The 12,540-nt window shown below is 52.7% G+C and carries 10 protein-coding genes; 3 read left to right on the top strand and 7 right to left on the bottom strand.

Going from position 1 to position 12,540, the window contains the following annotated elements; genetic code table 11:
- Positions 1 to 109: 109 nt before the first annotated feature.
- Positions 110 to 463 carry a diacylglycerol kinase gene (locus JG725_RS11785; protein WP_172290211.1) on the bottom strand — a complete coding sequence of 118 codons (354 nt, stop codon included), beginning with the start codon at positions 461 to 463 and terminating at the stop codon, positions 110 to 112.
- A 139-nt stretch (positions 464 to 602) separates the two neighbouring features.
- Between JG725_RS11785 and plsB the strand changes: the two genes are divergently transcribed.
- Positions 603 to 3,074, top strand: coding sequence for a glycerol-3-phosphate 1-O-acyltransferase PlsB (gene plsB, locus JG725_RS11780; RefSeq protein ID WP_172290212.1), 2,472 nt, complete (start codon positions 603 to 605; stop codon positions 3,072 to 3,074).
- A gap of 55 nt (positions 3,075 to 3,129) precedes the next feature.
- Here the strand turns inward: plsB and ubiA are convergent, their stop codons facing one another.
- The 6 genes from ubiA to JG725_RS11750 all read right to left on the bottom strand — a co-directional run bounded on the left by ubiA (position 3,130) and on the right by JG725_RS11750 (position 9,231).
- Positions 3,130 to 3,993 carry a 4-hydroxybenzoate octaprenyltransferase gene (gene ubiA, locus JG725_RS11775; RefSeq protein ID WP_172290213.1) on the bottom strand — a complete coding sequence of 288 codons (864 nt, stop codon included), beginning with the start codon at positions 3,991 to 3,993 and terminating at the stop codon, positions 3,130 to 3,132.
- A gap of 24 nt (positions 3,994 to 4,017) precedes the next feature.
- Positions 4,018 to 4,539, bottom strand: a complete 522-nt coding sequence (ubiC, locus tag JG725_RS11770) for a chorismate lyase (RefSeq protein ID WP_172290214.1) — start codon at positions 4,537 to 4,539, stop codon at positions 4,018 to 4,020.
- Between the two features lie 217 nt (positions 4,540 to 4,756).
- The gene (locus JG725_RS11765) at positions 4,757 to 5,875 is read right to left on the bottom strand and encodes a Fic family protein (protein WP_199378133.1); all 1,119 of its coding nucleotides are present in this window, start codon (positions 5,873 to 5,875) and stop codon (positions 4,757 to 4,759) included.
- Between the two features lie 671 nt (positions 5,876 to 6,546).
- On the bottom strand, positions 6,547 to 8,199 hold the full coding sequence (gene groL, locus JG725_RS11760; protein WP_199378130.1) for a chaperonin GroEL: 1,653 nt from the start codon (positions 8,197 to 8,199) through the stop codon (positions 6,547 to 6,549).
- Between the two features lie 49 nt (positions 8,200 to 8,248).
- Positions 8,249 to 8,542: a co-chaperone GroES gene (locus JG725_RS11755; protein WP_048636335.1), complete on the bottom strand. Its 294-nt coding sequence runs from the start codon at positions 8,540 to 8,542 to the stop codon at positions 8,249 to 8,251.
- A 221-nt stretch (positions 8,543 to 8,763) separates the two neighbouring features.
- Complete coding sequence (locus JG725_RS11750) at positions 8,764 to 9,231, bottom strand: FxsA family protein (RefSeq protein ID WP_172290217.1); 468 nt, start codon at positions 9,229 to 9,231, stop codon at positions 8,764 to 8,766.
- 380 nt (positions 9,232 to 9,611) lie between these two features.
- Here JG725_RS11750 and aspA point away from each other — a divergent pair, with 380 nt between their 5' ends.
- Together aspA and JG725_RS11740 are read left to right on the top strand one after the other, a co-directional pair.
- Positions 9,612 to 11,051: an aspartate ammonia-lyase gene (gene aspA / locus JG725_RS11745; RefSeq protein WP_199378129.1), complete on the top strand. Its 1,440-nt coding sequence runs from the start codon at positions 9,612 to 9,614 to the stop codon at positions 11,049 to 11,051.
- Positions 11,052 to 11,181: 130 nt separating this feature from the next.
- Positions 11,182 to 12,483: an anaerobic C4-dicarboxylate transporter gene (locus JG725_RS11740; RefSeq protein ID WP_172290219.1), complete on the top strand. Its 1,302-nt coding sequence runs from the start codon at positions 11,182 to 11,184 to the stop codon at positions 12,481 to 12,483.
- The last annotated feature ends 57 nt before the right edge of the window (positions 12,484 to 12,540 follow it).

Raw genomic sequence — 12,540 nt, 5'->3', positions numbered from 1 at the left:
TCCGCCCCCTGGTTGTTTATACAGTTTCGCTGTGAGTATATACAGGTCATTGCCAATTGGGAACCGGGATGTGCGTAAAGCGCCGGTTTTTATTAAGTTATGCAATCCTTCAGGCAAAATTTTGCCAAAGAATACTGCCCCAGACGACAGCCGCCAACAGTATGGCGACAAACACCGCGGCCGAACCGATGTCCTTTGCCCGACCGGATAACTCATGCCGTTCAGTACCAATACGATCGACCACCGCTTCAATCGCGCTGTTCGCCAGTTCAAACAGCATAATCAATACCACGACGGCGATCAGGAGTAATTTCTCGACCAGCGTCACGGGCAGTAGGCAAGCGATAATCGTGGCAATAATGGTCAACCCGGTTTCCTGACGGAACGCCGCCTCATGCAGCCATGCCTGCTTTAATCCTTGCAGAGAATAGCCCATTGCCTTGATTATCCGGGTCAGCCCCATTGTTTTATTCCTCCATTCACCATTATTTATAAGCGATCGACCGCATTTTAACGCTTAACCGTTGTCTCATCACAACAGATCTCCGGCGCAGTTTCTGGTATCCTTGCGACGCATTGCTAACAAGAGGCTTCAAGTTGTTATGTCAGGTTGGCGTAAAATTTACTATAACTTATTGAATTTCCCACTCAAACTGTTAGTGAAAAGTAAAGTCATCCCCATAGATCCCGTGGCTGAGTTGGGGTTAGATCCCTCGCGCCCGGTTCTCTATGTGTTGCCTTACAATTCTCAGGCAGATTTACTGACACTAAGAACAAAATGTCAGGCGTTAGGTCTGCCGGATCCACTACAGCCGGTAGATATCGGCGGAACGCAGTTGCCCAGTCATGTCTTTATCAATGACGGCCCGCGCGTCTTCCGCTATTACGTTCCGAAACAAAAATCCGTCAAGCTATTTCACGACTATCTGGACTTGCATAGCGCCAATCCCGATCTTGACGTGCAAATGGTGCCGGTATCGGTGATGTTCGGACGTTCTCCCGGTCGTGAAGGGCAACATCAGGCGACGCCTCATTTGCGTCTGCTCAACGGTATTGAGAAGTTCTTTGCCGTACTGTGGCTTGGTCGCGACAGTTTCGTGCGTTTTTCCAGCCCGGTGTCATTACGCTATATGGCAACCGAACACGGCACGGATAAAACCATCGCGCACAAGCTCGCCCGCGTCGCACGCATGCACTTCTCGCGTCAACGTCTGGCCGCAGTCGGTCCGCGACTGCCGGTGCGTCAGGAGTTGTTTAATAAGCTGCTGGATTCGAAAGCGATCAAAAAAGCCGTTGACGACGAAGCGCGCAGCAAAAAAATATCGCATGAGAAAGCGCAGCAAAACGCGATTGCCCTAATGGAAGAGATCGCCGCCGATTTCTCCTATGAAGCCGTGCGCCTGTCAGACCGCGTATTGAGCTGGACATGGAACCGCCTCTACCAGGGCATCAATGTTCACAATGCCGAACGTGTACGCCAACTGGCGCAGGACGGGCACGAAATCGTCTATGTTCCCTGCCATCGCAGCCATATGGATTATCTTCTGCTTTCCTATGTGCTCTATCATCAGGGGCTGGTGCCGCCGCACATCGCCGCCGGGATCAACCTGAATTTCTGGCCTGCCGGCCCGATCTTCCGACGTCTGGGGGCCTTCTTCATCCGCCGCACGTTCAAAGGCAATAAACTCTATTCCACCATTTTTCGCGAATACCTGGGCGAGCTATTTTCCCGCGGCTATTCCGTCGAATACTTCATGGAAGGCGGCCGCTCACGTACCGGCCGTTTGCTGGAGCCGAAAACCGGTACGCTGGCGATGACCATTCAGGCCATGCTGCGCGGCGGTACGCGCCCGATTACGCTGGTGCCGATTTATGTCGGTTATGAGCACGTCATGGAAGTCGGGACTTATGCCAAAGAGCTGCGCGGCGCGACGAAAGAAAAAGAAGGCTTTATGCAGATGGTGCGCGGCCTGCGTAAGTTGCGTAACCTGGGACAAGGCTATGTGAACTTCGGGGAACCGCTGCCGCTGACCGCCTATCTGAATCAGCATGTGCCGCAATGGCGTGACGCCATCGACCCGATTGAAGCCCAGCGCCCAAGCTGGCTCACGCCGACCGTGCAGGATATCGCGACGGATATCATGGTGCGCATCAACAATTCCGCGGCGGCGAACGCCATGAATCTCTGTTCGACGGCATTGCTGGCCTCGCGTCAGCGTTCTTTGACCCGCGAACAAATGTGCGAACAGTTGGATTGTTACCTGCAACTGCTGCGCAACGTGCCTTACCATAAAGACATCACCGCGCCGAAAAAGACGCCTGATGAATTGCTGGAACACGCGCTGGGGATGAATAAATTTGAAGTCGAGAAAGACAATATCGGCGACATCATTATTCTGCCGCGGGAACAGGCCGTGCTGATGACCTATTACCGCAATAACATTCAGCATCTGCTGATACTGCCTTCACTTATTGCCAGCATAGTGATCCATCATCGGCGCATTACCCTGCACGAACTGGTGCGGCAGATTACGCTGCTTTATCCCCTGCTTCAGGCGGAACTGTTTCTGTATTACACCAAAGAGCAACTGCCGGACGTGTTATCCACGCTGACCGAAGAACTGACGCGGCAGCAGCTACTGTGCGCCAAAGAAGGTAACTTGCTTATCAACCCGGCGCGTATCCGCACGCTACAGCTGCTGGCGGCCGGCGTACGTGAGACGCTGCAACGCTATGCCATTACGCTGTCGTTGCTGGGCGCAAATCCGGGGATCAATCGCGGGACGCTGGAAAAAGAGAGCCGAAATATGGCGCAACGGCTATCGGTGCTGCACGGCATTAACGCGCCGGAGTTCTTTGACAAAGCCGTATTTTCAACCCTGGTGGCCACGTTACGCAGCGAAGGCTACATCTCGGATACCAGCGAGGCGGCGCGGGGAAATATCCTGGAGATATATAACATTCTGGCCGACCTGATCACCCCGGAGGTCAGGCTGACGATTGAAAGCGCCAGCTCGCCTGCGGTGGCTGAAAAAGAAACGCTGAAAGCAGCAGACGTTCCCTCGCAAGAGTAGAGCTTGAAAAAGACCGGCGGCGATATCTTTCGCCGCCGGTCTTTATTTCATCGGCTTATAGGCTGAACAGCACACCGGCAAACAGCACCATTCCAACATAGTTGTTATTTCTGAATGCCCGGAAACAGGCATCCCGCTCGCGCCCGGCAATCAACGTTTGCTGGTACGCAAACAGCCCGGCGGCAACCAACAGCGACACGTAGAATACCGGGCCTAACGATGACATGTAGCCCAGTACCGCCAGCAGCAGCAAAACGCCCGCTTGCAGCAGGCCGATAATCAACGTATCAAAACGCCCGAACAAGATGGCGGTGGATTTGATGCCGATCTTGAGATCGTCATCCCGATCCACCATGGCGTATTGCGTGTCGTAGGCCACCGTCCAGCAGACATAAGCCAGAAACATCATCCAGCAGGTTAGCGGCAATGCCTCGCTCACCGCCGCATAGGCCATGGGTATCGACCAGCCGAACGCCGCCCCCAGAACAAGCTGGGGCAAGTGGCTGACACGCTTCATAAACGGATAGACCCATGCCAACGCCAGCCCGGCGACGGAAAGCCAGATGGTCATTTTATTCAACGTCAGGACCAGACCAAACGCCAGCAGAACCAACACCACAAACAATACTTTGGCCGATTGCTCGCTGACCATCCCGCTGGGCAGCGGACGCGAAGCCGTGCGCTTTACGTGTCCGTCAAAATGCCGATCGGCGTAATCATTGATGACGCACCCCGCCGCCCGCATCAAAAAGACGCCCGCGACGAAAACAAACAATATCCACGGTTCCGGCGCTCCTCGCCCTGCCAGCCATAATGCCCATAAGGTCGGCCACAGCAGCAGCAGAGAACCTATCGGCTTATCAATACGCATCAACCGACAGTAAGCCAGCCATTTCCCCGCTGTTACACTTCTTTCCAACGGACTGATCTCCTCAATTACCGGCTAGCCTTCACGGCTATCCGAAAAATAAAGCGGTGCCTCAGGTAAAAAAAGCTCGGTCAACAACAAAGGATGACCAGAAAGGCACAAACGGGAACGACGCGCCCACAGACTCTCACCGCAGCCGATGCGGATATAGTCACGCGTCAGGGCATCGTGTTGAAACAGATAACGCCCCAGCGGCACATTACCGATTTTCGTCAGCGCCGCGCCTGCGCCATCCAGCGTTTGTTGGGGGATCAGGGTGCGGCCGAATAACCAGGGACGCCCGTCGCCATACAACACAACCTCACGCAGCCAATAACGCTCACTGACGGGCAGGTGCGCGCGTTCATCGGTCAACGCCTCAGGAGAGAGAAAACGTTCATTGCGGATAGTCACCGTCAGTTGAGCGCAATAGCCATCAAGGCGCTGCGTCATTGAATCGGTTTCCATCAGCCAGTCCTCGATGTGCGCAGGAATTATTGCGGGCTTTTCGGTAAACCATTCAAGAGCACGCAGGGAAATTGGCGCATCATCAGACATTATCCCTACTCCACTCGGGGTTGATTTGTAAATAAAGTAAACGTCTCATATTGTAGCGCAGAATCGCACTCCGATAACACGTTCTGAACGTGTGGTTAACTATAAGGGGGCTTTTTATACGATCAGGATGTGCCGACCGACGCCAAGCGCGGCCAGAGGTGAGAGATTTTTCGGCGCGGTTCAGATAACAGGCGCGGTAAACGCCCGCGCGGACGGGTTAAAGCCGTTCAAAAAGCCGCTGCCCTTTCTGGATTTCCGCCACCAGCTGCTGATGGGAAAAACCGTCAAAACGGTTAGGATCATAAATCACCGACGGACTGAGCTTATTTTCCAGCAATAACTGATTCACGAAGAGAAAACCGAGCGTTCGCGCGTTGCCATCAGTAAAACAATGCGCCTGTTCCAACGTCTGGCACAGCCTGGCAATTTCGGTCAACTTTCCTTTTTCATCGCTTATCTGGCCGATATTCTGACGATAATGGCTTATCTGCGTTTGGGCGTACGCCGCCGGATGCAGTTCTTCTGGGAGTATTGCTGGCGACAAGCTGTTAAGACTTATCCAGCTAATTCCGCCAAACCGGGTTTGAGGATTCACATCCTCTCCGGTTGCCGATGAAAACAGCATAAACGGAAATGGCTCATTCCCTGTATAACGCTGCTTAAGTTCATTAAAGCCCTCCTTAGTCAGGTTATCATTTTTAAGGAGAACGAAGGAAACTGCTTGAGAACGGTAACCTTTTTCCATAAAACTCAAAATATTACTATAATCATCATCTGATTCGGCGCTATCGTTCCGGCTGGTTTCACGCCCGAGGCTCACCAATAAACTGCTTGTGTGGGGTTCATCGCTTATTTTCAGCTCTTCAGTAAGCAATTTCACACTGTTAATGTCCACTACGCCGCCGATGGCTTTATCATGAAGTTGCGCCAACATCGTTTCCGGCGATACGCGGTCATCACGCTGCAAATCATTGCGTAACACCTGTGTTAATCCGCGATACATACCGGCCATATATCCCGGCTCATTGTCAAAACGCAAACCCTGATGTTTTCCATCGTCGTGCGCCTTGCCATCAAGCAGCATTCGCCAAATGTTTTTGATATCCACCATCCTGAACACCGGATGTTCGGACATCACGGATTGCAGCTCGCCTTTCGCCTCTTCCATTTCTCTGATCGAATAGAGCGCCAGCATCATGCGCGCTTTGTTTTCCGCCCTGGCTCTACCGCCAAACTCGCCATCTACGATAGCCTGGCGCATCGTTTCTGCCGCCGCGCTTTTCGGGATGTTCATATCACGGGCCACTCCTGCGACATCAGCGGCGACATTCGCCATAAAACGCCCAAACCCCGGCCCGTGTAGCGGAACTTCCGGCGGAATAGTAAAACAGTGGAGCGACGACGAGAGCAAACCTTGATGCTTTGGTATCTGTTCCAAGCGATTAAACGCCGTTGTCCCGGCAAGCGCGTGCCGTAGATCAGAAGGTTGTTCCAATGCCGCCGGTGATGCGCCCGACGCCGCGCTGCTACTACCGGCCGCCTGATGGCTTCCCCGCAGAGAAGAACCACCCGCCTGCGCCGATTCGCCGCTGTATCCGACCGGAGACTGAATATGGGGTACGGAAGTGATACGCACGATGGATTTCCTTATTGATTATTGGCTGATGACCTGCCGATACATCAGCGGATACGGAGCGACGTCATAGGTGAACGGCTTTCGCAACTGCGCCTGAACCGCAGCGTCGGCCGTGAATACAATTTCGATGAGTGGAGATTTATGCCAAAAAGTTCCATGCCGTTGTCCGGAAAAAAAAGATGCGGGGCACAAAAAAGCGGAGTGAAACGGTAAGCTGTTTATCAGATGAAAAAAGCCGATGACAAGAACGTTTATTCTTTGGTCATCGGCTGAGATTACAAAATACTTGAGATTACAAGGTACTATGGAATACCTGCATTACGCCGGTATGCACAGGATGCGGCGATCGTCAGAATGACGATCGCGGCTCATCACATCATGCCGCCCATACCACCCATGCCGCCCATACCGCCGGCGGCGCCTAAATCCACCTTATCTTCTTTCGGCAGATCGGTAACCATGCATTCGGTGGTAATCATCAGACCAGCGATAGACGCGGCGTATTGCAGAGCGGAACGGGTTACTTTGGTTGGATCCAGGATACCCATGCCGATCATATCGCCGTATTCTTCCGTGTAAGCGTTATAGCCGTAGCTGCCTTCACCGCCTTTGACGGTATTGGCAATCACGGAAGCTTCTTCACCGGCGTTAATTACGATCTGACGCAGCGGAGATTCCATTGCGCGCAGCGCAACTTTGATACCCACGTTCTGGTCTTCGTTATCGCCTTTCAGGCCGGAAGCCGTGATGGAGGAAGCGGCGCGAATCAGCGCAACGCCGCCGCCGGCAACCACGCCTTCTTCCACTGCCGCGCGGGTCGCGTGCAGCGCATCTTCAACGCGGGCTTTCTTCTCTTTCATTTCAACTTCAGTCGCCGCGCCAACCTTGATAACGGCTACGCCGCCAGCCAGTTTAGCCACACGCTCTTGCAGTTTTTCTTTGTCGTAGTCAGACGTCGCATCTTCAATCTGCTGACGAATCTGGGTCACACGGCCCTGGATTGCGCCTTCGTCGCCCACGCCATCAATGATGGTGGTGGTGTCTTTGTTGATCACCACGCGTTTGGCCTGACCCAGATCTTCCAGCGTCGCTTTTTCCAGCTCCAGACCGATCTCTTCAGAAATCACCGTACCCGCAGTCAGGGTGGCGATATCTTGCAGCATGGCTTTACGACGATCGCCGAAGCCCGGCGCTTTAACCGCCGCCACTTTCACGATGCCGCGCATGGTGTTGACCACCAGCGTCGCCAACGCTTCGCCTTCAACGTCTTCGGCGATGATCAGCAGGGGTTTACCGGCTTTGGCAACGGCTTCCAGCACCGGCAGCATTTCGCGGATATTGGAGATCTTTTTGTCAGCCAGCAGGATGAACGGGCTTTCCAGCTCAACAGAACCGGTTTCCGGTTTGTTGATGAAGTAAGGGGACAGGTAACCGCGATCGAACTGCATACCTTCAACAACGTCCAGCTCGTCTTGCAGACCGGTGCCTTCTTCAACGGTGATAACACCTTCTTTGCCGACTTTTTCCATCGCTTCCGCAATCAGTTTACCCACGGTTTCGTCGGAGTTTGCGGAGATGGTGCCAACCTGTGCGATAGCTTTGAAATCAGAACAAGGGACAGATTGTTTTTTCAATTCTTCAACCGCGGCGATAACGGCTTTATCGATACCGCGTTTCAAATCCATCGGGTTCATGCCCGCGGCTACGGCTTTCAGGCCTTCAGTGATGATGGACTGAGCCAGTACGGTGGCCGTGGTGGTGCCGTCGCCCGCTGCGTCATTCGCTTTGGAGGCGACTTCTTTCACCATCTGTGCGCCCATGTTTTCGAACTTGTCTTCCAGCTCGATTTCACGCGCAACGGACACGCCGTCTTTAGTAATGGTGGGAGCGCCGAAGGATTTATCCAATACAACGTTACGGCCTTTAGGACCCAGGGTAACTTTCACTGCATCGGCCAGTACGTTTACGCCGCGCAGCATTTTTACGCGAGCGTCATTACCGAATTTTACGTCTTTAGCTGCCATTGGTGTATTTCCCTTAAATTCGTTCAGTTCAGATGATTACGCGCAATTATTACGCTTCAACAATTGCCAGAATGTCGCTTTCAGACATGATCAACACTTCTTCGTTATCGATCTTCTCCGCCTTCACGCCATAGCCATCATTGAAAATGACGATATCGCCTACTTTCACATCCAGCGGCTTCACTTCGCCGTTTTCCAGGATGCGCCCATGGCCGATGGCCAGAACTTCGCCACGGGTAGATTTACCTGCGGCGGAGCCGGTCAGAACGATGCCGCCAGCAGATTTGGATTCTACTTCTTTGCGCTTGACGATCACGCGGTCATGCAATGGACGAATTTTCATTGATAGCTCTCCTTTGAGAAAGTCCATATCAGTTTTAGGATGAACACCAGATATGCCCTCATATCCGGCCTTGTGGTGTTCTAAGTGGGGGCGTTTCTCATCCCTTCAAGGGAAGAAATTTACTTTTTTTGCATCAGATGATGCTTTTTTGTGCTAATGAAAATAAAAAGCCAGCAATATCAATACAATATTACCGGCTTATTTTGCTGTTCGATCAGGGTTCAGCGATCGTCTTTTTCATCCCGATGCTCAATATTTCTATGGCCGCCGTCTTTGCGCTGATACTCGCCCTCGAACGTATTACCGTCGGAAGAAGCGCCGGGACCGGAACGCCAAATGTGTAAATGCGGCATCAGTTTCAGCGTTAAACGCTTCTGTACCGGCGGCAACAGGAGCAGCAACCCGAGGAAATCCGTAAAGAATCCCGGGATCAGCAGCAGAAAACCCGCCAGCACCAGCGACACGCTTTTCACCATCTCCGCCGCCGGACTTTCACCCGACGCCATTTTCTGCTGCATCTGGACAATGGTTTTCATGCCCTGGTTACGCACCAGCGACACGCCGACACAAGACGTGAAGACCACCAACAACAGGGTCATCGCCACGCCGAGCACCTCCGCCACCTGAATGAACAGCGATATCTCTACGTAGGCAAAAAGAAAGATTAATAGTAACGGCAACCAGCGCACCTGATTCTCCTGTTTTTGAAAACGCATGCTGTTAAAAACAAACGCAATTGTTGTAAACAAATTATGTTATTGAAAACAAATATGACCAGGCATCACTGCTCTGCACATTATACTGAGATGGTAGCGCGACCGGCTATTTTCAAGCTATGCCGGCACCATTTATTATCCGAAAATAGTCGCGCGTGATGACTATCACAGTTCATTTATCTGAACATAAGGGAAAGATCAGATAGTGATCCAGGCTACGATTTTTTTTCGCCGTACAGAATATCATCATGACAACGGATGCAGTTATGGTTAAACATTCTGCGACTGTTGCCTCTGGTAATACAATTAGTTTACACAAGTTCTAGTCAGCAGCAGAATAAGAGAAGGCTCTCATGTCAGACAACATTCGTATTGAAGAAGACCTGTTAGGTAGCAAAGAAGTTCCCGCCGATGCGTATTATGGCGTTCACACGTTACGGGCTGTCGAAAATTTTTATATCAGCAATAGCAGGATAAGCGATATCCCGGAGTTTGTGCGCGGCATGGTGATGGTCAAAAAGGCGGCCGCTCTGGCGAATAAAGAATTGCAAACTATCCCCCGTAAAATTGCCGATGTCATCATCCAGGCCTGTGATGAGGTATTGAACAACGGCAAATGCATGGATCAATTTCCGATTGATGTTTATCAGGGCGGCGCCGGCACCTCGGTAAACATGAATACCAACGAGGTGTTAGCCAACATCGGCCTGGAATTAATGGGGCACCGCAAAGGCGAATACCAGTACCTGAATCCGAACGATCATCTGAACAAGTGCCAATCGACTAACGACGCCTACCCGACCGGGTTCCGTATCGCCGTTTATGCCGCCATTCTGAAATTGGTTGATGCGCTGACCCAACTTGGCGACGGTTTCGAGCGTAAAGCCAAAGAATTTGAAAGCGTATTGAAAATGGGACGAACCCAGTTGCAGGATGCGGTTCCGATGACTTTAGGTCAGGAGTTCCATGCTTTCAATGTGTTACTGAAAGAAGAAAACAAAAATCTGCTGCGCACCGCTGAATTGTTATTGGAAGTTAATCTGGGGGCGACGGCTATCGGCACCCGTCTAAACACGCCGGATGGTTACCAGCAACTGGCGGTACAGCGCCTGGCGGAAGTCAGCGGCCTGCCGTGCGTCCCGGCGGAAGATCTGATTGAAGCCACCTCTGACTGCGGCGCTTACGTGATGGTGCACAGCGCGCTGAAGCGGCTGGCGGTGAAAATGTCGAAAATCTGTAACGACCTGCGTTTGCTCTCTTCCGGGCCGCGCGCCGGTCTTAACGAAATCAACCTGCCGCAGTTGCAAGCCGGTTCTTCCATCATGCCGGCCAAAGTCAACCCGGTGGTGCCGGAAGTGGTCAATCAGGTGTGCTTTAAAGTCATCGGCAACGATACCTGCGTCACCATGGCTTCCGAAGCAGGGCAGCTTCAGCTCAACGTAATGGAACCGGTCATCGGCCAGGCGATGTTCGAGTCAACCTATATTCTAACCAGCGCCTGCTACAACCTGCTGGAAAAATGCGTTAACGGCATTACCGCCAACAAAGAAGTCTGCGAAGCTTATGTCTTTAACTCTATCGGCATCGTCACGTATCTTAACCCGTTCATCGGCCACCATAACGGTGATATCATCGGCAAGATCTGTGCGGAAACCGGCAAAAGCGTTCGTGAAGTTGTCTTGGAACGCGGTCTGCTGACGGAGGCCGAACTGGATGATATTTTCTCTATTCAGAACCTGATGCACCCGGAATATAAAGCCAAACGCTACACCGACGAGAGTGAACAACCCTAAAATCGTAATCTGATAGTCCCATCAGGCACGCCTGTTCTAAAAAGCTGCGTGCCTTTGTTTTATGCTTTGTATAACTATAAGAAAATCTTATACCAAATACATTACATTCAAATAGTAAAGGAGCATCTTTATGCTTACCCTGGAACTTCTTATCGTTCTGCTCGCCATATACCTGGGAGCGAGACTCGGAGGCATCGGTATTGGCTTTGCCGGCGGTCTGGGCGTGTTGGTACTTACCCTCGGGTTACAGATAAAACCCGGCGTTATTCCCTTTGATGTGATTGAAATCATCATGGCGGTTATCGCGGCGATTGCCGCCATGCAGGTCGCCGGCGGAATGGATTATCTGGTCGGCCTGGCTGAGAAACTACTGCGTCGCCAGCCCAAGTACGTGACCTTTCTGGCTCCGCTGGTAACCTATTTCATGACGATCCTGGCGGGAACCGGCCACACCGCCTTCTCTACCCTGCCCGTTATCGCCGAAGTCGCCAAAGAGCAGGGGATTCGCCCTTCCCGGCCTTTGTCGATCGCCGTCGTGGCGTCACAAATTGCCATCACCGCTTCCCCCATTTCAGCGGCGGTGGTGTTCGTGGCGGGCATCCTGGAACCCGTGGGCGTCAGCTATCTGATGCTGCTGGGGATTTGTATCCCCACCACGCTGACGGCCGTACTGTTGACCGCTATCGTGAGCAACTTTCTGGGCAAAGAGCTCGAACATGACGAAGTGTATCAGGAACGCCTGAAAAAAGGCGAAACCGTGCTGCGCGGCGCCAGCAAGCTGGAGGTGAAACCCGGCGCCAGACGTTCCGTGGCGTTGTTCCTGTTTGGCATCGTCGCCGTAGTGCTGTACGCCACCGCCATCAGCGATACGGTCGGCTTGATTCAGAACCCGGTTTTACCGCGTAACGAAGCGATTGTGGTATTTATGCTGACGGTCGCCACGCTGATTTGCATCACCTGCAAGGTAGATACGACACGGATCCTTTCCGCCAGCACGTTTAAATCCGGCATGAGCGCATGTATTTGCGTCATGGGCGTCGCCTGGCTGGGCGATACCTTTGTTAAGGCCCATATTTCCGATATTCAGGCAACCGCCGGCGGATTGTTGCAAAACTATCCGTGGATGCTTGCGGTGGTGCTGTTCTTTGCCGCCACCCTGCTTTATTCGCAGGCGGCGACGGCAAAAGCGCTGATGCCCGCAGCGTTGTTGCTCGGCGTATCGCCGGTTACCGCGGTCGCATCGTTTGCGGCGGTTTCCGCGCTGTTTGTATTGCCGACCTATCCGACGCTGCTGGCCGCCGTTGAAATGGACGATACCGGTTCAACCCGCATCGGAAAATATGTGTTTAACCACTCTTTCCTGATACCGGGCGTACTGGCCATTTCGCTGTCAGTGATATTCGGGTTTATCCTCGGCAATATTCTGTTGTAACCCTTGGGCGGATCGGCCGGGCGCGTCGATCCGCACCATTCCCCTCACGTCACAAAG

Source organism: Brenneria sp. L3-3C-1, from assembly GCF_016456245.1.
Lineage (GTDB): Bacteria > Pseudomonadota > Gammaproteobacteria > Enterobacterales > Enterobacteriaceae > Brenneria.
The sequence above is the reverse complement of the archived record's forward strand: the minus strand, read 5'-3'. Positions and strand labels throughout refer to the sequence as shown.

Excerpts from the sequence above, each read along its gene's own strand:
- ubiC (WP_172290214.1), bottom strand. The coding sequence starts at position 4,539 with ATGTCTGATGATGCGCCAATTTCCCTGCGTGCTCTTGAATGGTTTACC.
- JG725_RS11755 (WP_048636335.1), bottom strand. The coding sequence starts at position 8,542 with ATGAAAATTCGTCCATTGCATGACCGCGTGATCGTCAAGCGCAAAGAA.
- JG725_RS11785 (WP_172290211.1), bottom strand. The coding sequence starts at position 463 with ATGGGGCTGACCCGGATAATCAAGGCAATGGGCTATTCTCTGCAAGGA.
- plsB (WP_172290212.1), top strand. The coding sequence starts at position 603 with ATGTCAGGTTGGCGTAAAATTTACTATAACTTATTGAATTTCCCACTC.
- groL (WP_199378130.1), bottom strand. The coding sequence starts at position 8,199 with ATGGCAGCTAAAGACGTAAAATTCGGTAATGACGCTCGCGTAAAAATG.
- JG725_RS11765 (WP_199378133.1), bottom strand. The coding sequence starts at position 5,875 with ATGGCGAATGTCGCCGCTGATGTCGCAGGAGTGGCCCGTGATATGAAC.
- JG725_RS11740 (WP_172290219.1), top strand. The coding sequence starts at position 11,182 with ATGCTTACCCTGGAACTTCTTATCGTTCTGCTCGCCATATACCTGGGA.
- aspA (WP_199378129.1), top strand. The coding sequence starts at position 9,612 with ATGTCAGACAACATTCGTATTGAAGAAGACCTGTTAGGTAGCAAAGAA.